The 25559-nt window shown below is 62.3% G+C and carries 24 protein-coding genes and 2 pseudogenes; 7 read left to right on the top strand and 19 right to left on the bottom strand.

All coding sequences use genetic code 11. The features are described 5' to 3' along the window. Positions 1-16: 16 nt before the first annotated feature. The 4 genes from pip (at position 17) to mdoH (ending at position 6079) form a co-directional block, all read left to right on the top strand. On the top strand, positions 17-988 hold the full coding sequence (gene pip, locus BT179_RS12320) for a prolyl aminopeptidase (RefSeq protein ID WP_072397954.1): 972 nt from the start codon (positions 17-19) through the stop codon (positions 986-988). Next, positions 985-1422, top strand: coding sequence for a D-aminoacyl-tRNA deacylase (gene dtd, locus BT179_RS12315; RefSeq protein ID WP_072397955.1), 438 nt, complete (start codon positions 985-987; stop codon positions 1420-1422). The genes pip and dtd overlap by 4 nt, the downstream gene beginning before the upstream one ends. Before the next feature lie 351 nt (positions 1423-1773). Beyond that, complete coding sequence (locus BT179_RS12310) at positions 1774-3516, top strand: glucan biosynthesis protein G (RefSeq protein WP_177305110.1); 1743 nt, start codon at positions 1774-1776, stop codon at positions 3514-3516. After that, positions 3509-6079 carry a glucans biosynthesis glucosyltransferase MdoH gene (mdoH, locus tag BT179_RS12305; RefSeq protein WP_072397956.1) on the top strand — a complete coding sequence of 857 codons (2571 nt, stop codon included), beginning with the start codon at positions 3509-3511 and terminating at the stop codon, positions 6077-6079. Before BT179_RS12310 ends, mdoH begins: the two co-directional genes overlap by 8 nt. A 133-nt stretch (positions 6080-6212) precedes the next feature. Here the strand turns inward: mdoH and BT179_RS27200 are convergent. The 11 genes and pseudogenes from BT179_RS27200 to ubiE all read right to left on the bottom strand — a co-directional run. Then, a pseudogene (locus tag BT179_RS27200) lies at positions 6213-6296 on the bottom strand (DUF6124 family protein); the annotation flags it as partial. A 161-nt stretch (positions 6297-6457) separates the two neighbouring features. Next, positions 6458-8362 (bottom strand): methyl-accepting chemotaxis protein, encoded by a 1905-nt coding sequence (locus BT179_RS12300; protein ID WP_072397957.1) that lies wholly within the window; start codon positions 8360-8362, stop codon positions 6458-6460. A 99-nt stretch (positions 8363-8461) separates the two neighbouring features. Then, entirely contained in the window at positions 8462-9169 is a 708-nt protein-coding gene (locus tag BT179_RS12295; protein ID WP_072431670.1) for a 16S rRNA (uracil(1498)-N(3))-methyltransferase, read from the bottom strand. Further along, a complete protein-coding gene (tatC, locus tag BT179_RS12290) occupies positions 9166-9972 on the bottom strand; it encodes a twin-arginine translocase subunit TatC (protein ID WP_072431669.1) in 807 nt (268 codons plus the stop codon). The genes BT179_RS12295 and tatC overlap by 4 nt, the downstream gene beginning before the upstream one ends. Further along, the gene (gene tatB, locus BT179_RS12285; protein ID WP_072431668.1) at positions 9969-10394 is read right to left on the bottom strand and encodes a Sec-independent protein translocase protein TatB; all 426 of its coding nucleotides are present in this window, start codon (positions 10392-10394) and stop codon (positions 9969-9971) included. Before tatB ends, tatC begins: the two co-directional genes overlap by 4 nt. Positions 10395-10404: 10 nt before the next feature. Beyond that, positions 10405-10692, bottom strand: a complete 288-nt coding sequence (locus tag BT179_RS12280) for a twin-arginine translocase TatA/TatE family subunit (protein ID WP_072431667.1) — start codon at positions 10690-10692, stop codon at positions 10405-10407. 24 nt (positions 10693-10716) lie between these two features. Then, a complete protein-coding gene (locus tag BT179_RS12275; RefSeq protein ID WP_003186671.1) occupies positions 10717-11049 on the bottom strand; it encodes a phosphoribosyl-ATP diphosphatase in 333 nt (110 codons plus the stop codon). Next, positions 11042-11440, bottom strand: a complete 399-nt coding sequence (gene hisI / locus BT179_RS12270; RefSeq protein WP_046064118.1) for a phosphoribosyl-AMP cyclohydrolase — start codon at positions 11438-11440, stop codon at positions 11042-11044. Before hisI ends, BT179_RS12275 begins: the two co-directional genes overlap by 8 nt. 112 nt (positions 11441-11552) lie before the next feature. Then, the gene (ubiB, locus tag BT179_RS12265) at positions 11553-13157 is read right to left on the bottom strand and encodes a ubiquinone biosynthesis regulatory protein kinase UbiB (protein ID WP_072397961.1); all 1605 of its coding nucleotides are present in this window, start codon (positions 13155-13157) and stop codon (positions 11553-11555) included. Then, positions 13154-13778, bottom strand: a pseudogene (locus BT179_RS12260) (SCP2 domain-containing protein). The gene ubiB and the pseudogene BT179_RS12260 overlap by 4 nt, the downstream one beginning before the upstream one ends. Next, complete coding sequence (gene ubiE / locus BT179_RS12255; protein WP_072397963.1) at positions 13778-14548, bottom strand: bifunctional demethylmenaquinone methyltransferase/2-methoxy-6-polyprenyl-1,4-benzoquinol methylase UbiE; 771 nt, start codon at positions 14546-14548, stop codon at positions 13778-13780. Before ubiE ends, BT179_RS12260 begins: the two are co-directional and overlap by 1 nt. Positions 14549-14704: 156 nt before the next feature. Here ubiE and BT179_RS12250 point away from each other — a divergent pair, with 156 nt between their 5' ends. From BT179_RS12250 to BT179_RS12240, 3 genes are all read left to right on the top strand, one after another. Continuing rightward, on the top strand, positions 14705-14980 hold the full coding sequence (locus BT179_RS12250; protein WP_072397964.1) for a polyhydroxyalkanoic acid system family protein: 276 nt from the start codon (positions 14705-14707) through the stop codon (positions 14978-14980). Between the two features lie 265 nt (positions 14981-15245). Continuing rightward, positions 15246-15668: a phasin family protein gene (locus BT179_RS12245; protein ID WP_072431666.1), complete on the top strand. Its 423-nt coding sequence runs from the start codon at positions 15246-15248 to the stop codon at positions 15666-15668. Between the two features lie 10 nt (positions 15669-15678). Then, complete coding sequence (locus BT179_RS12240) at positions 15679-16611, top strand: phasin family protein (protein WP_072431665.1); 933 nt, start codon at positions 15679-15681, stop codon at positions 16609-16611. A gap of 98 nt (positions 16612-16709) precedes the next feature. Here BT179_RS12240 and BT179_RS12235 read toward each other — a convergent pair whose 3' ends face one another. From BT179_RS12235 to BT179_RS12200, 8 genes are all read right to left on the bottom strand, one after another. Further along, positions 16710-17330: a TetR/AcrR family transcriptional regulator gene (locus tag BT179_RS12235; protein ID WP_072397967.1), complete on the bottom strand. Its 621-nt coding sequence runs from the start codon at positions 17328-17330 to the stop codon at positions 16710-16712. Between the two features lie 57 nt (positions 17331-17387). Next, positions 17388-19070: a class II poly(R)-hydroxyalkanoic acid synthase gene (gene phaC, locus BT179_RS12230; RefSeq protein ID WP_072397968.1), complete on the bottom strand. Its 1683-nt coding sequence runs from the start codon at positions 19068-19070 to the stop codon at positions 17388-17390. A 156-nt stretch (positions 19071-19226) separates the two neighbouring features. Then, the gene (gene phaZ, locus BT179_RS12225) at positions 19227-20084 is read right to left on the bottom strand and encodes a poly(3-hydroxyalkanoate) depolymerase (RefSeq protein WP_072397969.1); all 858 of its coding nucleotides are present in this window, start codon (positions 20082-20084) and stop codon (positions 19227-19229) included. 198 nt (positions 20085-20282) lie between these two features. Beyond that, positions 20283-21962, bottom strand: coding sequence for a class II poly(R)-hydroxyalkanoic acid synthase (phaC, locus tag BT179_RS12220; protein WP_072397970.1), 1680 nt, complete (start codon positions 21960-21962; stop codon positions 20283-20285). Positions 21963-22237: 275 nt separating this feature from the next. Next, complete coding sequence (locus BT179_RS12215) at positions 22238-22615, bottom strand: gamma-butyrobetaine hydroxylase family protein (RefSeq protein ID WP_072397971.1); 378 nt, start codon at positions 22613-22615, stop codon at positions 22238-22240. 167 nt (positions 22616-22782) lie between these two features. Further along, a complete protein-coding gene (hslU, locus tag BT179_RS12210; protein ID WP_072397972.1) occupies positions 22783-24120 on the bottom strand; it encodes an ATP-dependent protease ATPase subunit HslU in 1338 nt (445 codons plus the stop codon). A 54-nt stretch (positions 24121-24174) separates the two neighbouring features. Beyond that, positions 24175-24705 (bottom strand): ATP-dependent protease subunit HslV, encoded by a 531-nt coding sequence (gene hslV, locus BT179_RS12205; RefSeq protein ID WP_072397973.1) that lies wholly within the window; start codon positions 24703-24705, stop codon positions 24175-24177. A 157-nt stretch (positions 24706-24862) separates the two neighbouring features. Continuing rightward, entirely contained in the window at positions 24863-25558 is a 696-nt protein-coding gene (locus BT179_RS12200; RefSeq protein WP_072397974.1) for an SPOR domain-containing protein, read from the bottom strand. Between the last annotated feature and the right edge of the window lies 1 nt (position 25559).

The following is a 25559-nucleotide window of genomic DNA, read 5'->3' as shown; positions in this document are numbered from 1 at the left end:
CCTTACGGAGCGCGCAATGCAGACTTTGTACCCGCAGATCAAACCCCATGCCCGGCACGATCTGGCTGTCGATGACACCCATACGCTCTATGTCGATGAAAGCGGCTCCCCGGAAGGACTCCCGGTGGTGTTCATCCACGGTGGTCCGGGTGCGGGCTGCGATGCGCAGAGCCGTCGCTACTTCGATCCGAACCTGTATCGCATCGTCACGTTCGACCAGCGCGGCTGTGGTCGCTCCACCCCCCATGCCAGCCTGGAGAACAACACCACCTGGGATCTGGTCGAAGACCTGGAGCGCATCCGCAAGCACCTGGGCATCGATAAATGGGTACTGTTCGGCGGCTCCTGGGGCTCGACCCTGGCCCTGGCCTACGCCCAGACCCATCCGGAACGGGTGCATGGCCTGATTCTGCGCGGGATCTTTCTCTGCCGTCCGCAGGAAATCGAGTGGTTCTATCAGGCCGGCGCCAGCCGCCTGTTTCCCGACTACTGGCAGGACTACATCGCGCCCATTCCGCCGGACGAGCGCGACGACCTGCTCAGCGCCTTCCATAAACGCCTGACCGGCAACGACCAGATCGCCCAGATGCACGCGGCCAAGGCCTGGTCCATCTGGGAGGGCCGGACCGCGACCCTGCGTCCGAACCCGCTGGTGGTCGATCGCTTCTCCGAGCCGCAGCGTGCCCTGTCGATCGCCCGGATCGAGTGCCATTACTTCACCAACAATGCGTTCCTCGAGCCCAACCAGCTGATTCGCGACATGGGCAAGATCGCTCATTTGCCGGGCATCATCGTGCATGGTCGCTACGACGTGATCTGCCCCCTGGACAACGCCTGGGAGCTGCACCAGAACTGGCCCAACAGCGAGCTGCAGGTGATCCGCGATGCCGGTCACGCCGCGTCGGAGCCGGGCATCACCGATGCACTGGTGCGCGCCGCCGCGCAAATGGCCCGGCGTCTGCTCGACCTGCCGCCTGAAGAAGCGTGAAGGGTCTGTTGCAACGGGTCCGCGGCGCCCGGGTCGAAGTGGCGGGAGAAATTGTTGGCGCCGTGGACCAGGGCCTGCTCGTATTGGTGGCGGTCGAGCCCGGGGATACCCGGGCCAGCGCCGACAAGCTCCTGCACAAGCTGCTCAACTACCGGGTGTTCAGCGATGCCGACGGCAAGATGAACCTGTCCCTGGCGGATGTCGGTGGCGGTTTGCTGCTGGTGTCGCAGTTCACCCTGGCGGCAGATACCCGAAGCGGCTTGCGCCCGAGCTTTTCATCGGCCGCGCCGCCAGCATTAGGGGAAGAGTTGTTTTCTTATCTGGTTACCCAGGCGAAACACGTGCATGGCACTGTGGCATCAGGTAGATTCGGCGCCGACATGCAAGTGCATCTGGTAAATGATGGCCCGGTAACCTTTTTGTTACAGGTCTGAAAGTGTTTGAAACACCTTTTCAGGCTGTTTTCGAGGTTAAACGGGGAGTTTTCTCGATAAATACTTTGTTGCCCCTGATGCGTTGTCACGCGGCCTGCTAGATAATCGCGCGCTACGGGGGATCGGCGTTCGCCGGTCCATTTGACTTTAGGTAGAGACTTGTCCTGGACCGTTTGGGGAATCATTTTGTCCCATCGGAGTCGGAACAATGCTCGCCAACTTGGCAAGAGTGCTCCGCAAGGTCGGTTTTTCAATGCCGTTACCAAGCGGATACCTTAACTGGCCGTTGGTTTCTTGATCTGTTTTCGGCGAGGGTTGCTCGTGATTGTTAGTCCCTGTAATGCACCAAAAATGTCTGCCAAACGGTTTAAAAACGCTCTGGTAGCGGGCTCTGCCCTGTTGTGCCTGCTTGGCGCCGGCCAACTGTGGGCATTCAGCCTGGATGATGTGTCGGCGAAGGCTCAGGAACTGGCCGGGCAAAAATTCGAAGCCCCGCGCAGCAACCTGCCGAACGAATTTCGCGAAATGAAATTCGCCGACTATCAAAAAATCCGTTTCCGCACCGAAAAAGCCGAGTGGGCCGACCAGAAGACGCCGTTCCGCCTGTCGTTCTATCACCAGGGCATGCATTTCGACACGCCGGTGAAGATCAACGAGATCACCGCGACCACTGTCGACGAGATCAAGTACGACCCGACGCGCTTCGATTTCGGTGACGTACAGTTCGACCCCAAGGCCACCGAGCAGCTGGGCTATGCGGGCTTTCGCGTGCTGTACCCTATCAACAAGGCCGACAAGCAAGACGAAATCATGACCATGCTGGGCGCAAGCTACTTCCGCGTCATCGGCAAGGGCCAGACTTACGGCTTGTCCGCCCGTGGCATGGCCATCGATACCGCGTTGCCATCCGGTGAGGAATTCCCGCGTTTCCGCGAGTTCTGGATCCAGCGCCCGAAACCGACCGACAAGCATCTGGTGATCTTCGCCCTGCTGGACTCGCCTCGGGCCACCGGTGCCTATCGCCTGACCCTGCGTCCGGGTACGGACACCGTGGTTGATGTGAAGGCGCGAATGTTCCTGCGTGATCGCGTTAACAAGCTGGGTGTTGCCCCGCTCACCAGCATGTTCCTGTTCGGCGCCAACCAGCCGTCCAAGGTACTCAACTATCGTCGCGAACTGCACGATTCCAGCGGCCTGTCGATCCACGCCGGCAACGGCGAATGGATCTGGCGTCCGCTGAACAATCCCAAACACCTGGCCGTGAGCAACTTCTCGGTGGAAAACCCGCGTGGTTTCGGTCTGCTGCAACGTGGCCGCGACTTCAGCCACTACGAAGACCTGGACGACCGCTACGACAAGCGTCCTAGCGCCTGGATCGAACCGAAAGGCGACTGGGGCAAGGGCACCGTGGACCTGGTGGAAATCCCGACAGCCGATGAAACCAACGACAACATCGTTGCGTTCTGGAGCCCGGAAAAGCTGCCTGAGCCTGGCCAGCCGCTGGACTTCTCCTACCGCCTGCACTGGACCCTCGACGAAGCCAGCCTGCACTCGCCGGACAGCGCCTGGGTCAAGCAGACCCTGCGTTCCACGGGTGACGTGAAGCAATCCAACCTGATCCGCCAGCCGGATGGCAGCGTGGCCTACCTGGTGGATTTCGAAGGTCCTTCGCTGCAAGCGTTGCCGGAAAACGCCGAAGTGCGTAGCCAGGTGAGCGTCGGCGACAACGCCGAGATCGTCGAGAACAACGTTCGCTACAACCCCGAAACCAAGGGCTGGCGCCTGACCTTGCGCCTGAAGGTCAAGGATCCAAAGCAGGCTACCGAAATGCGCGCGGCGCTGGTCCGTCCGCTGACGCCTGTCGAAGCCCCTGCCGCGTCGCATGCCGTGACCACGACCCTTGCCAAGGCAGACAAGGTCGCCAAGCAGCAGAGCGAAAAAGAGAAAGAAAAAGAGAAAGAACACGCCAAAGAAGTCGCAACGACCGTCAAGGCGTCCGCCGCCGTCGAGGCGACCCCAACCCCGCAGGAACCGGAACCGACTGAGCAAGTCCTGACCGAGACCTGGAGCTATCAGTTGCCAGCCGATGAGTAATACTCCAGTACAGCCAGAGACGCTCAGCGAATATCTGGCCCATTTGCCAATGACCGACGAGCAGCGCGCCGAGCTGGCGGGCTGCTCTTCCTTCAGCGAACTGCATAAACGGCTTTCGTCTTCGACATTCGATGAGCCCGGCGAAGCGGCACAGGCTTCGGTTGGGCGGCGTTTGACCCTGAGCACTGCCGAAGAGCTGGAAGACGCCGAAATGCTGGCACTGGATGCCAGTGGTCGTGTGTGCCTGAAGGCGACGCCGCCGATTCGTCGTACCAAGGTCGTGCCGGAGCCTTGGCGCACCAATATCCTGGTGCGTGCCTGGCGGCGTCTCACCGGTCGCACCAACCCGCCGAAGCCGCCCAAGGACGCACGCGTGCTGCCCGAGGCGCGCTGGCGTACCGTGGGGTCGACCCGTCGCTACATCCTGCTGCTGTTGATGCTTGGCCAGACCATCGTCGCCGGCTGGTACATGAAGGGCATCATGCCGTACCAGGGCTGGTCGCTGGTGGACCTGGAGGAAGTGCTGCACCAGCCGCTGTCGCAGACCGCCACGCAAGTGCTGCCATACGCCTTGCAGACCAGCATCCTGATCCTGTTCGGTATTCTGTTCTGCTGGGTGTCGGCCGGTTTCTGGACCGCCCTGATGGGCTTCCTGGAGCTGCTCACCGGGCGCGACAAGTATCGTATCTCCGGGGCCAGTGCCGGCAACGAGCCGATTCCCAAGGATGCCCGTACCGCGCTGGTCATGCCGATCTGCAACGAAGACGTGCCGCGGGTGTTCGCCGGCCTGCGGGCGACCTTCGAGTCGGTGGCCGCCACCGGTGACCTGGATCGCTTCGACTTCTTCGTGCTCAGCGACAGTAATGAAACCGATATCTGCGTGGCCGAACAGCAAGCGTGGCTGGACGTCTGCCGCGAGGCCGGTGGCTTTGGCAAGATCTTCTACCGCCGCCGCCGCCGTCGCGTGAAACGCAAGAGCGGTAACCTCGACGACTTCTGCCGTCGCTGGGGCAGCGATTACAAGTACATGGTGGTGCTCGACGCCGACAGCGTCATGAGCGGCGAATGCCTGACCAGCCTCGTGCGCCTGATGGAAGCCACGCCGGACGCCGGTATCATCCAGACCGCGCCGAAGGCTTCGGGCATGGACACGCTGTATGCGCGCATGCAGCAATTCGCGACACGGGTCTACGGTCCGCTGTTCACCGCCGGCCTGCACTTCTGGCAGTTGGGCGAATCCCACTACTGGGGACACAATGCGATCATCCGCATGAAGCCCTTCATCGAGCATTGCGCCCTGGCGCCATTGCCCGGCAAAGGTGCCTTCGCCGGTGCGATCCTGTCCCACGACTTCGTCGAAGCGGCACTGATGCGCCGTGCCGGCTGGGGCGTGTGGATTGCCTATGACCTGCCGGGCAGCTATGAGGAATTGCCGCCGAACCTGCTGGACGAACTCAAGCGTGACCGTCGCTGGTGCCACGGCAACCTGATGAACTTCCGGCTCTTCCTGGTCAAGGGCATGCACCCGGTACACCGTGCGGTGTTCCTGACCGGGGTGATGTCCTACCTGTCGGCGCCCCTGTGGTTCTTCTTCCTGGTGTTGTCCACTGCGCTGCTGGCGGTCAATACGCTGATGGAGCCGCAGTACTTCCTCGAACCGCGCCAGCTGTATCCGTTATGGCCGCAATGGCATCCGGAGAAGGCCATCGCGCTGTTCTCGACGACCATCGTGCTGCTGTTCCTGCCCAAACTGCTCAGTGTCGTGCTGATCTGGGCCAAGGGCGCGAAGGAGTTCGGTGGCAAGTTCAAGGTGACGCTGTCGATGTTGCTGGAGATGCTGTTCTCCATGCTGCTGGCACCGGTCCGGATGATCTTCCACACCCGTTTCGTATTGGCCGCGTTCCTCGGCTGGGCCGCCACCTGGAACTCGCCGAAACGTGACGACGACTCGACGCCCTGGAGCGAAGCGGTCAAGCGCCACGGTCCGCAAACCTTGCTGGGCTTCCTCTGGGCGTTGCTGGTCATCTGGCTGAACCCCAGTTTCCTGTGGTGGCTGGTGCCGATCGTCGGCTCGCTGATGCTGTCGATCCCGGTCTCGGTGATCTCCAGCCGCGTGGGCCTGGGCTTGAAGTCGCGCGATGAAAGCCTGTTCCTGATCCCGGAGGAGTACGCTCCGCCACAGGAACTGCTGTCGACCGACCAGTATGCCCATGAGAACCGCTGGCATGCGCTGAACGACGGCTTCATTCGTGCGGTCGTCGACCCACAGCAAAACGCCCTGGCGTATGCCTTGGCCACATCGCGGCACGGCAAGGCCGAGCCGATCGAATGGCTGCGGGGCGAACGCGTTCGCCATGCCCTGAAGGTCGGTCCGGCCGGCCTCAGCAATGCCGAGCGCCTGGCGCTGTTGAGCGACCCGGTCGCCCTGTCCCGCCTGCATGAGCAGGTCTGGAGCGAGAGCCATCCCGAGTGGCTGGCAGCGTGGCGTGAGTCGGTCAATGCCGATCCTCATGCGCCGTTGCTACCGCTTCAGCCGGTCAGTGCCCAGCCTCAACTGGCCTGATGCACAAAAAGCCCCGCTTCTGAAAGGAAGCGGGGCTTTTTGTTGGGCCCAGGATTTGGAGCGCACCGGTGGTTGTGGCGAGGGAAACCATCCCCTCGCCACATCCGCACCTGGCTTCCCCTGGCCAGTCAGACTATGGTCGAGGGTCGACGCTATCCAGCGCCCGGTTTGCCAGCAAACTACCGAGCTCGATCAGTTGCTGGATGCCCAGGGCAACACGGCATTCACCACACATCCCTATGGGAGGGCGCTTGCTCGCGAAAGCGGTGGGCCGGTTTGCAGGGATGTTGGATGTGCCGGCGTCTTCACGGGCAAGCACGCTTCCCATAGGATGCACCGGGCGAGGGCGCCCAGGACGGGCGCCTCGCTACGAGGGGATCAAACCTTGAATCGCCCCACCAGCGTCTGCAAGTGCACGCCCAATCGCGCCAGTTCGGCACTGGAGGCGGCGGTTTCTTCGCTGGACGATGCCGTTTGCTCCGAGACATCGCGCACGTTGAGCACGCTGCGGTTGATCTCCTCGGCCACGGCGCTCTGCTGCTCGGCGGCGGCAGCGATCTGCTGGTTCATCGACTGGATGGCCGAGACCGTGCGGGTAATGTTCTCCAGGGAACCGCCGGCGCGGCGGGTCAGTTCGACGCTGCTGTCGGTCAGGCTGCGGCTGTTGTCCATGATGGTCGCGACCTGCTCGGTGCCGTTCTGCAGCCCCAGGATCAGCTCTTCGATTTCCTCGGTGGACTTCTGGGTGCGCTGGGCCAGGCTGCGGACTTCATCGGCGACCACTGCGAAACCACGTCCGGCTTCACCGGCGCGGGCGGCCTCGATGGCGGCGTTGAGCGCCAGCAGGTTGGTCTGCTGGGCCACGGACTTGATCACGTCCAGCACGCTGCCGATCTTGTCGCTTTCGCGCTTCAAGTCGCCCATGGCGGCGGTGGAGTTGCCGACTTCCAGCGCCAGACGCTCGATCTGGGCGATGGCTTCGCCCACCACCTTGTCGCCTTCACGGGCCTGCTGGTCGGCGGCGACGGCAGCCTCCGAGGCTTCCTCGGCGTTGCGTGCCACTTCCTGCACCGTGGCGGTCATTTCGTGCATGGCGGTGGCAACCTGATCGGTCTCCACTTTCTGGCTGTTGACGCCGGCACTGGTTTGCTCGGTCACGGCCGAAAGCTGTTCGGCGGCGCTGGCGATCTGAGTGACGCCTTCGCCGATGCCCCCGATCAGTTGCCGAAGGCCCACGGTCATGCTTTGCATGGCCCGTTGCAGCTGGCCGAGTTCGTCGCGGCGATCGGAGGTGAGGTTGTGGGTCAGGTCACCGGCGGCCACGCGTTCGGCCACCGTCAGCGTCTGGGCCAGCGGGCCGACGATCTGCCGGGTAATGAAGGTGGCGGCAATCACCCCGAACAGCAACGCCAACGCGGCAGCGGCAATCAGGACGGTCTTGGCCTGGGCCGCGTCGTGGTCACGCACGGCGGTCTGGGATACGGTCAGTTTCTGGCTGGCGTCGATCAACACCTGGCCTTGCTCGGTCATGCGCTGTTGCGCGGCGGCGTTGTCGATCTGCGAGTCGCGGAACTGGGCCACGGCCGCGCGGTAGAGATTGAACGAGTCGTTGGCCTGCTGCAGGTTGGCGGCGTGTTCGGCTGGCAACTGATCGGGCAGGCGTGCAAGCAGCTTCAGGACGTTATCGATGGCATCGAGAGCAGGTTGCTGGGCATCGCTCTTGCCGCTGTAGGTGTAGCCGCGAACCTGGTAGCGCGCTTGCTGGATCGCTTTGCTCAGGGTGACCACGCTATTGAACTGAGTGACATCGCCGGCTTGCAGCGCCGCTTTCTCCACTTCGGCGACGCGGGCCACGGCGTTGTCGGCGCTGGCGCCCAGCTTGCTGCGTGCATCTTCACGGTTGACGGTGGCCCGGGTCATCAGGGCAAAGGCGCCCTTGTATTCGGCGACGGCGGCCAGTTGCTTGTCGATCAGCGCCACATCGGCCGGTTGTTCGATCAACTGGCGGGCGGTATTGAGCCCGGCTTCCAGCTTGCCAAGCAGGTCGTTGACCTGCTGCGGCCCTTTCTCGCCCCGTGTGGTGTTGTAGTCGATGCTCGCCAGGTTCAGGTCCTTGCTCAAGTCGTTGAGACTGGCAATGAACCCCAGCTTGTCGCCCCGGCTGATGACATTGCCCAGGCTGCTCCAGCCGGTGAAGGCAATCATCAACGTGAGGAACAGCACCAGGCCGAAGCCTGCGCCGAGTTTGCGATTAACGCTTACATTTCCAAGCCACCGGAACATGCTGTCACTCCCCTGGAGCATTGAATTGGTGTTATGGGGACTGTATCGGCGGCTCGGCAGGGATCTGTAGAAATGAACTGAAGATCGTGAAATGGGGGATCAGAACAGCCGAGCGAGCAGCGCCGTGACCGCGGTCTCGACCCGCAGGATTCGCTCGCCCAACTGCACCGGTTGCAGGCCGGCCTTGGCCAGCAGGTCGACTTCGTAGGGGATCCAGCCGCCTTCCGGGCCGATCGCCAGGGTGACGGGTTCTGTCAGCGCCCGGGGGCAGGGGGGGTAGTTGCCGGGATGACCGACCAGGCCCAGGGTGCCATTGGTCAGGGCCGGCAGGCGGTCTTCGACGAAGGGCTTGAAGCGTTTCTCGATGATGACTTCAGGCAGCACGCTGTCCCTGGCCTGTTCCAGGCCGAGGATCAGCTGTTCGCGAATGGCCTCGGGCTCCAGGAACGGGGTCTGCCAGAAGCTTTTCTCCACCCGGTAGCTGTTCACCAGCACCACGCGCGGCACGCCCATGCTGGCGATGGTCTGGAAAACCCGCCGGAGCATTTTTGGGCGCGGCAGCGCCAGCACCAGGGTCAGCGGCAGCTTGGCCGGCGGCGGCTGGTCCAGGGTCACATGCAGTTCGGCTTCGCGGGGTTCCAGGCGCAGTACCTGGGCGGAGCCCATCGACCCACCGATGCGTCCCACCCGCAGGCTGTCGCCGACGGCGCTGCGGTGGACGTCCTGCATGTGCGTCAGCCGGCGATCGTTGAGGACGACCCGGTCCGGCCCGATGAAGTCGGTCTCTTCGAGCAGCAGCAGGTTCACGCTTGGGTCGCTGGCGGCTGATCGTTATGGTCGTCGGCCGATTGTTCGTCCGCCTCGTCGTCCGGATGCTCGCTGCGCTTGCGCACCAGGCCACCGAACAGCACGCCGACTTCGAACAGCAGCCACATCGGGACCGCCAGGAGGGTCTGGGAGAAGATGTCCGGCGGCGTCAGGATCATGCCGACCACGAAGCAGCCGATGATCACGTACGGACGGATCTTCTTCAGGTATGCCACGTCCACCACGCCGATCCAGACCAGCAGCACCACCGCCACGGGAATTTCGAACGCCACGCCGAAGGCGAAGAACAGCGTCATGACGAAGTCCAGGTAGCTGGTGATGTCGGTCATCATCTCGACGCCGGACGGGGTCGCGGCGGCGAAGAACTTGAAGATCAGTGGGAACACCAGGAAGTAGGCGAAGGCCATCCCTGTGTAGAACAGCAGGATGCTGGACACCAGCAGCGGCACGGCGATGCGTTTTTCATGCTTGTACAGGCCTGGCGCAATGAAGCCCCAGACCTGGTGCAGGATCACGGGAATCGCCAGGAACAGCGAGACCATCATCGTCAGTTTCAGCGGCGTCAGGAAAGGCGACGACACGTCGGTGGCGATCATCGTCGCGCCTTCCGGCAGGTACTGGCGCAGCGGCGTGGAGACGAAGGTGTAGATCTGCTGGGTAAAGGCAAACAGCCCGGCGAAGATGATGAATACCGCCGCGACACAACGCAGCAGGCGGGTGCGCAACTCGGTGAGGTGCGATACCAGCGGCATTGGCTGGTCGTTCTCTGGGATATCGCTCATGGGGCTCGCGGCGGCAAAGTAGGGTCGTTGGGAGCGGCGGACGCTGGCACCGTCGGGGCAGGTTCCGTCGATCTTGCGGGCTCGGCCACTGCCGGCGCGGTGTCACCCACCTGGGGCTGGGCCTGGGGCGCGTTCGCCGGCTCGACTGCCGGCTGGACCGGCGTCGGCTCCTGCTGGGTCGGCGTGAAGATTTTCCGCGCTTCCTGCTCGAGGGACAGAATGTGTTCGTTGTGAAGTTGCCGACGGATTTCGTCGGCACCGATCTCACGCTCAACTTCCTGTTTGATCGCATTGAAGCTGCGCTTCAGACGGCCGATCCACAGGCCGGCGGTGCGCGCAGCACCCGGCAGGCGCTCGGGGCCCAGCACCAGCAGGGCGACGAGACCGACGAGCAGCAGTTCAGTGAAGCTGATCCCAAACATTAGTCAGTGCTCACGAGTCTTTGCGGGTCGGCTCTTCGACTTTCTGTGCCTGCACATCGATGGTGTGTGGCGCATTCACCGGCTGGGCCGCCTGGGGGGGTACCGGCTGTGTCGGCTGCACGGGCTGGGCGGGAGCCGCCGTCGGGTCAGCCGGTTTTTCGTCGTCGTTCATGGCCTTGCGAAAGCCCTTGATCGACTCGCCCACGTCGGTGCCGAGGTTTTTCAGTTTCTTGGTACCGAATACCAGCACCACGACTACCAGGATGACGAGCCAGTGTTTCCAGTCAAAAATGCCCATGTGGCTATTCCTCTCAAAAGTTGATCAGGCGGACGGGCGCGAGGCTTTCTCGACGTGCCCGGACAGACCGAAGCGACGGTCCAGTTCATCCAGTACGGCCTGTGGATGCTGTCCCAGTTGGGCCAGCATGACCAGGCTGTGGAACCACAGGTCGGCGGTCTCGTAGATCACGTCGCTGCAGTCGCCGCTGATGGCGGCGTCCTTGGCGGCGATGATGGTCTCGACCGATTCCTCGCCGACTTTTTCCAGAATCTTGTTCAGGCCCTTGTGGTACAGGCTGGCGACATAGGAGCTGTCGGCCGCGGCGCCTTTGCGCTCTTCCAGCACCTGGGCCAGGCGGGTCAGGGTGTCACTCATGGGTATGTCCTGAATAAATGGCGTGCGGGTCCTTGAGCACCGGGTCGACGGTTTTCCAGTCGCCGTTCTCGAAGACGCGATAGAAGCAGCTTTGACGGCCGGTGTGGCAGGCAATCTCACCGACCTGCTCGACCATCAGGATGATGACGTCGCCGTCGCAGTCCAGGCGCATCTCATGCAGGTGCTGCACATGCCCGGACTCTTCACCCTTGCGCCACAGCTTGCCACGGGAACGTGACCAATAGATGGCGCGGTTCTCGGCAGCGGTCAGGGCCAATGCCTCGCGGTTCATCCAGGCCATCATCAGCACGCGTCCGGTCTTGTGATCCTGGGCGATGGCCGGCACGAGGCCTTCGGCGTCCCATTTGATCTCGTCCTGCCAGTTTTTCATCGTTGGTCCTGACGGCAGCGGCAAGCTTTGAGCTTCAAGCTGCAAGTAAAAAGCAGATTTATGTATGTATGGAGCTTGTGGCTTGCAGCTTAAAGCTTGCGGCTGATTCCTGCTATCGGCGAACGACCAGATACAGACCGACCACCATCATGACAATGGCGGGCCAATGCCCCAGCTCGCTTAGTGGACCACCGGCCGCCACCACCGCGCCGCCACCCAGGTGCGCGGCACCGAGCAGGCGCAGGAACCAGTCGTCCTTGCGTCGTTTCCAGGGGGGCGATGGATCCTGGGCATGGGGTTGGGACATGCGCTCGAGCAGGTCTCGGGTCATGTTGGCCAGGTGCGGGATCTGCTCGAACTGGCTCTGCACGTTGCCCAGCAAGGTCTTTGGACTGACGCGTTCGCGCATCCAGCGTTCCAGGAAAGGCTGGGCGGTGTTCCACAGGTCGAGGTCCGGGTACAGCTGGCGACCGAGGCCTTCGATGTTCAACAGGGTTTTCTGCAGCAGTACCAGTTGCGGCTGGACCTCCATGTTGAAGCGACGCGCGGTCTGGAACAGGCGCATCAGCACCTGACCGAATGAAATATCTTTTAACGGTTTTTCGAAGATCGGCTCGCACACGGTACGGATCGCTGCTTCGAATTCGTTGAGCTTGGTCTCGGCCGGTACCCAGCCGGAGTCGATGTGCAACTGGGCGACGCGGCGGTAGTCACGCTTGAAGAACGCGAAGAGGTTGCGGGCCAGGTAATCCTGGTCTTCGGGTGTCAGGCTGCCGACGATGCCGCAGTCGATGGCAATGTACTGCGGGCTCCAGGGCTGCACAGTGCTGACGAAGATGTTGCCCGGGTGCATGTCGGCATGGAAAAAGCTGTCGCGAAACACCTGGGTGAAGAAGATTTCCACGCCGCGTTCGGCCAAAAGCTTCATGTCGGTGCGCTGGTCGGCCAGGGTCGCCAGGTCGGTCACCTGGATCCCGTAGATGCGCTCCATCACCAGCACTTTCGGGCGGCACCAGTCCCAGTAGACCTGCGGCACGTAGAGCAACGGCGAGCCTTCGAAGTTGCGCCGCAACTGGCTGGCGTTGGCGGCCTCGCGCAGCAGGTCGAGTTCGTCGTAGATGGTTTTCTCGTAGTCCTGGACCACGTCCACCGGATGCAGCAGGCGCGCATCGGCCGACAGCCGCTCGGCGGCGCGGGCGAGGATGAACAGCCACGCCAGGTCTTGGGCAATGATCGGCTTGAGACCCGGGCGGATGACCTTGACCACCACCTCTTCACCGCTCTTGAGCTGCGCGGCATGGACCTGGGCCACCGACGCCGAGGCCAGCGGTTCGACGTCGAAGCGACTGAACACTTCGCTGACCTTCCTGCCCAGTTGCTCCTCGATCAGCGCCACCGACAGTTTGGAATCGAACGGTGGTACGCGATCCTGCAGCAGCATGAGTTCGTCAGCGATGTCCTCGGGCAGCAGGTCGCGCCGGGTGGAAAGGATCTGGCCGAACTTGATGAAGATCGGCCCCAGGTCCTGCAAGGCCAGGCGCAGGCGCGCACCGCGACTCAGCTCCAGCGTGCGACGGGGAAACCAACGCCAGGGCAGCACGAAACGCAGTGCCAGCAGGAACCAGGGCAGCGGCAGGGCGAACAGCAGGTCATCGAGGCGGTAGCGGATCACGACGCGCTGGATGCGCAACAGACGGCGGACGGCAAGCAGCTTCATGCGTTATCGCTTGGGTTCAAGGGATCGGGAAAGGCGCTCGAAACGCGCCTCGAGTCGGTCCAGATCGAGTTTGATCCGGTCCAGTTCACTAAAACGGGCTTCGGCTTCGCGGCGGCCAACAAGCGTACGCGATTCCTCGGCCAGGTATTCGCTCAGATTCTGCCCCAGGCTGGCAAAGCCCTGGCGGTACCAGCGGGTGCGGCTGCGCAGGTGGCTGCCGAGCAATTGCGTGGCCACCGGGCCGAGCCAGCGGGACAGTTCGTATTCCCAGTCCAGTTCCAGGTCCTGGAGAATCTTCGCCAGTTCCAGCAGCACGCCACTGTCGCCGTCCAGCTCCACGTCGGGGCTGTGCAGCACCGCTGTCTTGTCCTTGCTCAAGGCCAGGTTCAGCAGGCTCGATGCCGGGGCGCGCAGGGTGCAGTCCGCCTCGGCTTCCCAGTGGGCGGCGAGCATCAGGCCTTCGTCGCTGGGCAGGATGAACAGCCGCAAGGCCGGGCTGCGGCAGTCCACGGCGATCACCCTGCCGCTCAGGTGCGTCAGGCGCGCCAGCGCCGTGCTGTCCAGGCGCAGGACCCGGTTGATGCCGAGTTCGACGCTGGCGAGCAGGCCGGTGAGCAGCATCAGGGCTTGATACCGCGGTGCAGGGCCACGATGCCCGAAGTCATGTTGTGATAGGTCACGCGGTCGAAACCGGCCTCGACCATCATTGACTTCAGGGTTTCCTGGTCCGGGTGCATGCGGATCGATTCGGCCAGGTAGCGATAGCTTTCCGCGTCGTTGGTGATCAGCTTGCCCATCAGCGGCATGAAGGCGAACGAGTAAGCGTCGTAGGCCTTGGACATCAACGCGTTGGTCGGCTTGGAGAACTCCAGCACCAGAAGGCGACCGCCGGGCTTGAGCACGCGCAGCATCGAGCGCAGGGCGTCTTCCTTGTGGGTGACGTTGCGCAGGCCGAAGGCGATGGTCACGCAGTCGAAATGGTTGTCGGGGAACGGCAGCTTCTCGGCGTCGGCCTGGACGAATTCGACGTTGCCGGCCACACCCAGGTCCAGCAGGCGGTCGCGGCCGACCTTGAGCATGGATTCGTTGATGTCGGCGAGCACCACCTGGCCGGTCGGGCCGACGATGTGGGAGAACTTCTTCGTCAGGTCACCCGTGCCGCCGGCGATATCCAGCACGCGGTTGCCGCTGCGCACCCCCGACAGTTCGATCGCGAAACGCTTCCACAGACGATGCATGCCGCCGGAGAGCAGGTCGTTCATCAAGTCATATTTGGCGGCTACCGAGTGGAAAACCTCAGCGACTTTTTCCGCCTTCTGGCTTTCCGGCACGTTCTTGAAGCCGAAGTGAGTGGTGGGTTCGGCATCGCTGCCTTTGCGCTGATCAGTCATATCGCTGTCACCAAAAAAGAATGCGGGACATTCTAATCCCCGGTGAAGGGCTTTGTCTTGGCAAGGCTGAAGGTAAGATGAACCACCGCCGGGACGTTTTGACGCAGTCAGGGTCAGAAGCTTACCGGCAAGTCCCGATAAAACAGGAGTCATCCGATGGCCCGTATAACGGTTGAACGTGCCCATGGCCTGGGCAAGGAAGCGGCACGAGAGAAAGCCGACAAGCTGGCGCAGAAGTTGTCCGACAGCTATGGACTGGAACCGCAGTGGGAAGGCGATACCCTGAAACTCAAGCGCTCCGGGGTCAAGGGCGAAGTGCATGTAGGCGAGGATTCGATCCGCGTCGATGTGGAACTGGGCATGTTGATGTCGGCCATGAGCGGCACGATCAAGAGCGAAATCGAAAAGGCGCTGGATAAGGCGTTGGCTTGATCGACCGAAAGGGCGGTGAATGCAAAGTTGAAATTCACCACCCCACCCAGCGGGAGCGAGCTTGCTTGCGATTGCATTGTTCCAGTCACATCAAGTTTGGCTGACACTGCGCCATCGCCAGCAGGTTCGCTCTCACAGGGAAATCATCGTCATCCGGATTTGTGTTCCGTTGTTAGGGTGCCGTTTCTAATTATTGTCACTACTTTTGCCCGAGCCCGACCCCCAGCGGGCAGTTCATCCCATCTGTTTTCCAGTGAGGTGCACCATGGCCAAAGTTGTTCTGAAGAAAAAAACCGACATCGAATCTTCCACCCTGAGCGACGTGAAAACCTATGCGCGCAAGATCTGGCTGGCTGGCCTGGGCGCCTATGTCAAGGTCGGACAGGAAGGTGGCGAGTACTTCCAGGAGCTGATTAAGGCGGGTGAAGTTGTTGAAACCAAAGGTAAAAAGAACATCGCCGGGAAACTTCAGGCAGCCAATAGCGAACTGAACGAAGCCAAGGCCGAAGCAAATACTTTCAAGGCCAGGGTTGAAGTTCAGCTCGATAAAGTCGAAAAGGTATTCGACGCCCGTGTTGCAAGTGCCTTGAATCGCATCGGCATTCCGTCTAAACATGACGTTGAGGCACTCTCTGCCAAGCTCGATGAGCTGACGGCATTGCTCGAACGTGTGGCGCGTAAACATTAAGGAGAACGGGATGGCTGGCAAAAAAATCACCGAAAAAGAAAGCAGCTCGTGGGCCGGGAAGATTGAAAAATATTCCCGCAAGATCTGGCTTGCTGGTTTAGGCGTGTACTCGAAGATCGACACTGACGGCAGCAAACTCTTCGAGTCCCTGGTTAAGGACGGCGAGAAGGCCGAAAAACTCACCAAGACGGCGGTCGCCAAACAGGTCGATGCGGCCAAGGACTCTGCCGGGTCCGCCAAGTCGCGAATGAGCGGCGTGAAGGATCGTGCGCTGGGCAAGTGGGACGAGCTGGAAGGGGCTTTCGACAAGCGGCTGAACAGTGCGATCTCCCGCCTGGGCGTGCCGAGCAACAGTGAAGTCAAGGCGTTGCACAGCAAGGTCGATGCCCTGACCAAGCAAATCGAAAAACTCACCGGGGCCAAGGTCGCTCCGGTGGCCTCCAAGACTGCTGCGGCCAAGCCGGCTGCCAAGACGGCAGCCAAGCCACTGGTCAAGGCTGCGGCAAAAACCGCTGCCAAGCCTGCGGTGAAAGCAGCAGCCAAACCCGCGACCAAAACCGCCGCGGCCAAGCCTGCAGCCAAGGCAGCGGCCAAACCGGTAGCGGCCAAACCGGTAGCGGCCAAGCCAGCAGCCAAAGCGGCAGCCAAGCCTGCGACTAAACCTGCGACTAAAACAGCGGCTGCGAAACCTGCTGCCAAACCCGCAGCCAAGCCTGCCGCCAAGCCGGCGGTGAAAGCAGCCGCGAAACCCGCCGCGGCGAAAAAACCCGCAGTGAAAAAACCGGCCACGCCAAAAGCTGCCGCCCCCAAGGCGCCAACAGCGGTCGCCAAGCCTGCAGCTCCGGCAAGCGTCGCGAGCACGGCGAACTCGGCCTCGGCTCCAGCCCCGGTCGCTACCCCGACTCCAGCGCCGGCTCCATCGACGCCTACCAGTCAGTCCTGATTGCAGGACACAACGAAACGCCCGGCCTGTTCAGGTCGGGCGTTTTTGTTTGCTTGGCAGATGGGGAGCGGCGCTGAGCGGGCTTGCTCCCACAGGTGTCATTCGTGGTCTTCGAGATAGCGCAACGCCAACCGTTCGGTCGCCACCTTGGCCGACGGCGGCAGGTGCGGTGCTACCAGCATCATGATCTGGTAGACCACCAGCCGGACCTCGCCCTCGCGATCCAGTATCCGCTGGTAGTCCAGCGAGAACAGCAAGGTCAGGGTGATCTGTTCCACCAGTTGTCCAAGGGCCTGGGTATCGCTGACCAGCAGGCCCTGTGCCTTGAGCTGTGCCAGCAGGGAAGCCAGGGTTCGTTTCAGTGCATTGAGCAACTGGCGGATGCCCTTGGCCAGTTTCGGCAGGCGGCCGGCCAGGTTCGACAGGTCCTGGAACAGGAACCGGTACTGGGCCAGGCGCTCGACGATCAGGTGCAGGAACAACCAGTAGTCTTCCGGTGCCAGTTGCGCATCGGCGGGTGGATTCAGCAGCGGGGACAGTTCGGCCTGGAAACGCTCGAAGAGCCCCAGCACCAGTGGCTCCTTGCCATGGAAGTGGTAGTAGAGGTTGCCAGGGCTGATACCCAGCTCATTGGCGATTTCCAGGGTGGAAACGTTCGGCTCGCCCTTGTCGTTGAACAACTGCAGGGCGCATTCAAGGATGCGATCACGGGTCTTCATCCGGTCCTCTTGTCGATGGGTTGCCACGGCCGATGAGCAGGCCGCACGTCGTGGCCTTCAGCGCACACGTACATAGGTGCCTGGCGCCGCGTCCATAGGCGGGTAATTCGCATTGCCCAAGGTCATCTGGGTTTCCCGTCGGGCCCCGGAGCGCTCCTGGATCCAGCCCAGCCACTGAGGCCACCAGCTGCCCTCGACGTGTTTTGCATCGTAGTACCAGGCCCGTGGATCGCCGCTCAGTTTCGGATTCTCGACGTAGTTGGCCTTGGGGCTGCCGGGCGGGTTGATGATGCTCTGGATATGGCCGCTGTTGGACAGCACGAAGCGGCGCTCACCGCCCAACAGCAGCGTCGAGCGATACACCGCATCCCAGGGCGTGATGTGGTCGTTGATACCGGCCACGCTGAAGCTGTCCACGGTCACCTTCTGCAGGTCGATCGGCGTACCGCACACTTCGAGCCCGCCGGGGCGGGTCAGCGGGTTGTGCTTGAAGAAATCCAGAAGGTCGCCGTGATAGGCCGCCGGTAGCCGTGTGGAGTCGTTGTTCCAGTAGAGAATGTCGAAGGCCGGCGGCTCCTTGCCCAGCAGGTAGTTGTTGACGAAGTAGTTCCAGATCAGGTCGTTGGGACGCATCCAGGCGAATACCCGGGCCATGTCCCGGCCATCGAGCACACCCTTCTGGTAGGAGCGGCGCTTGGCGGCTTCGAGGGTCTGCTCGTCGATGAACAGCGTGGCCGGGCTGTCGATCGCACTGTCCAGCAAGCTGACCAGGTATGTGGCGCTGGCGACCCGGCGCAGTTGGCGCTTGGCTTGCAGATGGCCTTGCAGGGCCGCGATGATCAGCCCGCCGGCGCACGCACCCATCAGGTTGACGTCGCGGGCGCCGGTGATCGCCCGGCAGGCGTTCATCGCTTCTTCCGTCGCCTCGACATAACTGGACAGGCCCCATTCGCGGTGACGCACGTCGGGGTTGCGCCAACTGATGATGAACACCTGCAAATCGTTTTTCAGTGCGTATTGGACGAGGCTGTTGGAAGGGCTCAGGTCGAAGATGTAGAACTTGTTGATCTGGGGCGGCACGATCAGCAATGGCTTGGCGTATTGCTTTTCGCTCATGGGCCGGTACTGGATCAGCTCCAGCATCTCGTTTCGAAACACCACCGCGCCCTGCGTGTTCGCCAGGGTCTTGCCCACTTCGAAGGCATGGGGGCTGATTTGCCGGGGCATCCCGTCATTGTGCAGCAGGTCGTCGAACAGATGGCTGATGCCACGCACCAGGCTGTTGCCGCCGGAGTTGAAGAACTCCTTGACGGCCAGCGGGTTGAGCAAGGTGTTGGAAGGAGACACGGCATCGTTGAGCAGGGCGAAGGCGAAGTGAGCGCGGGCGCGGTCATCGGCGCTCATGTCGCATTCGTCGATCCAGCTCTTCACCTGTTTCTGCCAGCTCAGGTAGGCCTGCAGGCTCCGGCGATAGAAAGGGTTGAGCTGCCAGGTGGGATCGGCGAAGCGTTTGTCGTGCGGGCTGGTGGGGTGCAGGGTTTCCCCCAGCAGGACGCGTCCCAGCTGACCGCCCAGCTTCAATGCGTGCCGGGCACTGTGCACCGGGTTGCGCAGGCCATGGGCGGCGACGCTGCGCAAGGTAGACAGCAGGTCCCTGCCCCGCAGGCCGGTGACCGCACTTTGTGCGTTCATGAAGTTGGCGGGGACGGGCATCGAATCTTTCGTCGGCTTGTCGCGCATCAGTCAACTCCTTCGTCATCAGGCTGAGGCTCTGGATGAAAAGTGCTTGCGCAACCCGTCATGCAAAGCCCGAAAACAAACACTCCGAACCAGACAACATAGCCGCTGTTTCGGAAGTTGCGCGCTTCGGCGTCCTGCCTCGCGCGACAGGCGGTGTCAGCCGCCACCGTGCGGCGAGGGATGCGGATGCATGACCGCCCGCTGACGTTCTTCCTGCAGAAACTTCATGATGATGGGTGCCACGGCCTCGGCCCGGGTAATCAGGAACAGATGGCCGTCATCGATGATGTGCAACTGGGCATTGGGAATGCGCCAGGCCAGCAGGCGCATGTTGATCAAAGGGATCAGTGGGTCGTCGTCGCCGGCCAGGACCAGGGTCGGCTGATGGATCTTGTGCAGCCAGTGGATACTGGTCCAGCCCAGGCCGGCGAACAGTTGCCAGTAATAACCGAGCTTGCCCGCCGAGCGTACCCTGGCCGCATGGCTGGTGGCCAGGTGCGGGTCGCGGCGGAAAGAGCCGCCGTAGATCAGCGGGGCGATGCGCAACACGTGCGATGGCTGAACGTAGCGACGCGGACTTGCCATCATCCACAGCACCTTCGGTTTGCCGGGCACCATCACCGCCCCGGCGGCGGTGGCCGCCAGGATCAGCTTTTTGCAGCGCTCCGGATAATCGTGGGCGAACTGCTGGGCCAGGGCTCCGCCCCAGGACACACCGACCACGCTCACCTGCCCGTAATCGAGATAGTCGAGCATCCGCGCGGCGAGCTTTGCCAGGCCCGGGAAGCGATACGGGCGGCTGGGCGTCGACGACCCACCCACTCCGGGGACGTCGAAGGCGATGACCTCCAGGTCCGGATCCAGGGCCTCGATAAACGGAAATACCAGCTCCAGGTTGGCCCCGATGCCGTTGAAAATCAGCAGAGGTGTCAAGTGAGGCTTGCCGGGACGTACCGCGGTGCGCAAGGTCTGGCCATCCAGATCGACGGTACGGAAGATGTACGGTTGCGGCATGCTTCAAGCCCTGTGGGTTGGGTCACTGTCATTCATTTTTTCCCGGATCCCCTGTGGGAGCGAGCAAGCTCGCTCCCACAGGGGGGCGCTGTGAACATGGGTTCTATGTTCGCCAGTGCTGTGGGCCTTGCATTCAGTGTCGGCTGGCGGGATATATTCGTGAGCCATCCCACCCCCGCAGCAGACGAGTTGCCTCAATCACCGCTCGTGCACATACGTGCCAGGCGCCGCTTCACCCGCCGGATAGGTCTTGTTGCCCAGCACGCTGGGTGCCTTTTTCAGCTTGCCCGAGCGTTCGGCCTGCCAGGCCTGCCAGTGCAGCCACCAGGAGTCGGTGTGCTTGGTGGAGTTTTCCTGCCAGTCCTCGGCCTTGGCCGGCATGTCCTCGCTGGTCATGTAGCGTGACTTGGGGTTGCCCGGCGGGTTGAGGATGCTCTGGATATGGCCGCTGCTCGACAGCACGAAATCCACCTTGCCGCCGAACAGCTGCGCCGACTTGTAGCAGGATTTCCACGGGGTGATGTGGTCGTTGGTGCCGGCCAGGGCGAAGATGTCGGACGTGACCTGCTTGAGGTCGATCGGCGTGCCGCACACTTCCAGTGCATTGGGCCGGGTCAACGGGTTGGTCTTGAACATCTCGATGAGGTCGCCGTGGAACGCCGCCGGGAGCCTCGTGGTGTCGTTGTTCCAGAACAGGATGTCGAATACCGGTGGTTCGTTGCCCAGCAGGTAGTTGTTGACCCAGTAGTTCCAGATCAGGTCGTTGGGGCGCATCCAGGCGAAGACCTTGGCCATGTCGCGGCCTTCGAGCACGCCGGCCTGATAGGAGTGGCGCTTGGCGGTCTCCAGGGTCTGCTCGTCGACGAACAGCGCCACGTCGGTGTCCAGGGTGGTGTCGAGTACGCTCACCAGCAGGGTCAGGGCGTTGACCTTCTTCTCGCCGAGTGCGGCGTAATGGCCCAGCAAGGCGGTGCAGGTGATGCCGCCGGAGCAGGCGCCCAGCATGTTCACGTCCTTGCTGCCGGTGATGGCCGTGACCACATCCACTGCTTCCTTGAGGGCCTCGATGTAGGTGGACAGGCCCCATTCGCGCTGTTCCTTGGTGGGGTTGCGCCAGCTGACGATGAAGGTCTGCACATTGCTGCGCAAGCAGAAGCGCGCCAGGCTCTTGTCCGGGCTGAGGTCGAAGACATAGAACTTGTTGATCTGCGGCGGCACCACCAGCAGCGGTCGCTCATGGACTTGCTCGGTGATGGGGCGGTACTGGATCAGCTCCAGCACATCGTTGCGGAATACCACGGCGCCTTCGGTCACGCCCAGGCTCTTGCCCACCTCGAATGCGCCCATGTCGACCTGGCTCGGCATCCCGCCGTTGTGTACCAGATCCTTGGCCAGGTGGGACAGGCCGTCCAGCAGGCTCTTGCCGCCGGTTTCGAAGAAGCGCTTGACCGCCGCCGGGTTGGCCGCGGTATTGGTGGGCGCCATGGCTTCGGTCATGAGGTTGATCACGAAATGCCCGCGGCTGATGTCCTGGGGCGGGAGGTTGCTGTCATCGATCCAGGCGTGCAGCTCCTTGCGCCATGCCAGGTAGGTCTGCAGATAACGCTTGTAGAGGGGATTCTGGCTCCAGGCCGGATCGGTGAAGCGACGGTCATCGCTCGAAGGCTGCAGCTCGGATTGGCCGAACAGCACCTTCTTGAGCTCGGCGCCGAAATGGGCGACGTGCCGGGCGCTGTGCAGCGGTTGCTTGAGGGTCTGGGTCAGCACCATTCTGGCGGAGGCCAGCAGGTCTTTTCTGCGCAAGCCGACGACGGGATTCAGGCCCAGGGTATTTTCCGAGGCCTGGTTCTTCAGGTCATCGTTGTTTTTGTTGCTCATCTACGACGCTCCATTGTCAGACGAGTACCCGGACCATGCCGTAAAAGCCGCACAGCCCATGGCGGGTACGCTGCTCGGGTGACCGTTAATTCCGCATCGATCTCAATGAGGAAGCATATGCAAAGGAACTCCCCAGTTCCTTTGCAGGGAACTTGCCAGGTCCATTGGTTACCCGAGTTTGATTTTTTTCGCAAGCAGGCCAGTCATTGACCTCGCCGCGGGGGGATTCAAGCAGATGAGTCTAGAAAATGCGCCCTAAAGCGCCAGCCCTTGAGCTAGAGCATCAGCTTGACGACGGACTCGTTCGGGTCGCGGGTTTTTCCGGCCGCCTTGAGTTCGGCCAGATAATCGTTCCACAGGTCCTCCTGGCGCACCGCCAGCTGGTACAGGTAGTCCCAGGTGAACAGTCCGCTGTCATGGCCGTCGTCGAAGGTCAGTTTCAGTGCGTACTGGCCGGCCGGCTCGACCTTGGTCAGGGCAACGTTGAGCTTGCCATATTGCAGGATGGGTTTGCCGTGGCCCTGGACCTCGGCGGAAGGCGAGTGCACCCGCAGGAATTCGGCGGGCAGGTGGTACTCCTCGTCCGGCGCGTATCTGAGCGTCAGGGTCTTGGAGGCTTTGTGCAGGTTGATGGCGGTGGGGAGTTTGGTCATGGCCTGTGATCCGTCTCGGAAGGATGCCTTGATCTGCAAAAGCGACACGGTCCATATGGGAGCGAGCCTGCTCGCGATAACGGTTTGACAGTCAACTCATGGGTTGAATGTTATGCCGCCATCGCGAGCAAGCTCGCTCTCACTGGTGCCGGACATCTGTCGGTGGCTTACAGGATATACCGCGACAGGTCTTCGTTCTGCGCCAGTTCGCCCAGGTGGCTGTTGACGTACTCGGCGTCGATGCGGATCGGCGCTTCGTTGTGGGCGCTGGCCAGGTCGCCGGCGCTGAACGAAACCTCCTCGAGCAGGCGTTCCAGCAGCGTGTGCAGGCGACGGGCACCGATGTTCTCGGTCTTCTCGTTGACCTGCCAGGCGATCTGCGCCAGGCGCTTGATGCCTTCCGGCGCGAACTCGATGTTCAGGCCTTCGGTCTTGAGCAGCGCGCAGTACTGTTCGGTCAGTGATGCATGGGGCTCGCTCAGGATGCGCTCGAAGTCTTCCGGCGACAGGGCCTTGAGCTCCACACGGATCGGCAGGCGACCCTGCAGCTCCGGTACGAGGTCGCTCGGCTTGCTCAGGTGGAACGCGCCGGAGGCGATGAACAGGATGTGGTCGGTCTTGACCATGCCCAGCTTGGTGTTGACCGTGCAGCCTTCGATCAGCGGCAGCAGGTCGCGCTGCACGCCTTCGCGGGATACATCGGCGCCGCCGACATTGCCGCGCTTGGCGACCTTGTCGATCTCATCGATGAATACGATGCCGTGCTGCTCGACTGCTTCCAGGGCCTTGGCTTTCAGTTCGTCTTCGTTGACCAGGCGGCTGGCCTCTTCATCGCGTACCAGCTTCAGCGCTTCCTTGACCTTGAGCTTGCGGCTCTTGCGCTTGCCCTTGCCCATATTGGCGAACAGGCTCTGCAGCTGGTTGGTCATCTCTTCCATGCCTGGCGGCGCGGAGATATCGACGCCGGCCATTTCGGCGACTTCGATCTCGATTTCCTTGTCGTCCAACTGGCCTTCGCGCAGGCGCTTGCGGAACAGTTGGCGGGTGTTGGAATCCTGGGTCGCGGCGGAGTCGGCGTTGAAGCCCATGCGCGCCGGCGGCAGCAGTGCATCGAGAATGCGCTCTTCGGCGGCATCTTCGGCGCGGTGGCGCACCTTGGTGATTTCCTGTTCGCGCAACAGCTTGATGGCGGCATCGGCCAGGTCGCGGATGATCGACTCGACGTCGCGGCCGACATAGCCGACTTCGGTGAACTTGGTGGCTTCGACCTTGATGAACGGCGCGTTGGCGAGCTTGGCCAGGCGGCGGGCGATCTCGGTCTTGCCGACGCCGGTCGGGCCGATCATCAGGATGTTCTTGGGGGTCACTTCGACGCGCAGCTCTTCGGGCAGCTGCATCCGGCGCCAGCGATTGCGCAAGGCGATGGCTACGGCGCGCTTGGCATCGTCCTGGCCGATGATGTGACGGTTGAGTTCGTGGACGATTTCGCGGGGAGTCATGGACATGGTAATTGACGGTCCTCGAGCAGGAATGAGCCGTGGCGCTGGGCCGGAACAGGCTTATTGCGCGAGATCCTGCTCCTCAATGGTCTGGGTATGGTTGGTGAAGACACAGATGTCGCCGGCGATGCTCAAGGCAGTCTCGACGATCTCCCGGGCCGACAGGTCGGTCTTTTTCAGCAGTGCGCTGGCGGCCGCCTGGGCGTAGGCACCGCCGGAGCCCATGGCGATCAGGCCGTCTTCGGGTTCGACCACGTCGCCGTTGCCGGTGATGATCAGCGAGGCGTCCTTGTTGGCAACCGCGAGCATCGCTTCGAGGCGACTCAGGGAGCGGTCGGTGCGCCATTCCTTGGCCAGTTCGACGGCGGCACGAATCAGGTGGCCCTGATGTTTTTCAAGCTGGCCTTCGAAGCGCTCGAACAGGGTGAAAGCGTCGGCGGTGGCCCCGGCAAAACCGGCGATGACCTGGCCGTGGTACAGGCGACGGACTTTCTTCGCGTTGCCTTTCATCACGGTGTTGCCCAGTGAAACCTGGCCGTCGCCACCCATGACGACTTTGCCATCACGGCGGACTGAAACGATGGTGGTCAAGGGAAGAGTCTCCACGCAGCGGGGCGAAAATGCCCGGATGAAAACTCATATGGGGGTGGTATGGTTTTTTTCAACCGTGGGGGCCCAGAGGGGATGAGCGGTGTGTTTCGCTCATCCCCTCGCCACAGTGGGTCGCTCGGGTGGACACCGTGTGCGATCAGCGGCTCTGGCGTTGTTGTAACAACAGGTTGCTGAAACCACTGCCAGCCAGCTGTTTCTGCGCCTTGGTCAGCTCTTCGCGATTGCTGAACGGGCCGACCAGCACCCGGTACCAGGTCTCATCCTTCACCGTGCCGGACTCCACCGACACGGACTGGCCCAGCAGGATGATCTGTGCCCGCACCTTGTCGGCATCGGCTTCCTTGCGGAAGGAGCCAGCCTGCAGAAAGAACTTCGTCACCGGGGCCGCTTTCTGCACGGGAGGGGCCGGTGGCGGCGTAATGCCGGCCAGGGCCGCCTGGGCACGGGCGGTGTCGATCTTCGCCGCTTCGGCCGGTGTCACCGGCGTGGCGGGTACTTGCGGAGTCGGCAGGGTTTTCTCCGGCACCGCCTCGGGCGGCACGATGACTTCCGATTCCGGCAGCAGGGTGTAGAAGTCGTACTTGGGCTTCACCGGTTGCGTCGGGCTCGGCGGGGTCTTGTTGGCCTCGGCGATGCGCGTGGCTTTCTGTTGCTCCTGGCGGACGCGCTTGACGTCATCGCCCTGGCCCGGCTCCAGCTTCATCAGGAACACTATGAAAGCGCCAACGGTCAGGCCGATGGCCATCCACAACCAGCCCGGAATCGGCTTCTTGGCCGGGGGCTGGTAACGACTGGCGCCGCGCTTGGGTGCAGGTTTTTTCTTGGCGGCCAAC

This window comes from Pseudomonas sp. NFACC43, assembly GCF_900119645.1.
Taxonomy (GTDB): domain Bacteria; phylum Pseudomonadota; class Gammaproteobacteria; order Pseudomonadales; family Pseudomonadaceae; genus Aquipseudomonas.
The sequence above is the reverse complement of the archived record's forward strand: the minus strand, read 5'-3'. Positions and strand labels throughout refer to the sequence as shown.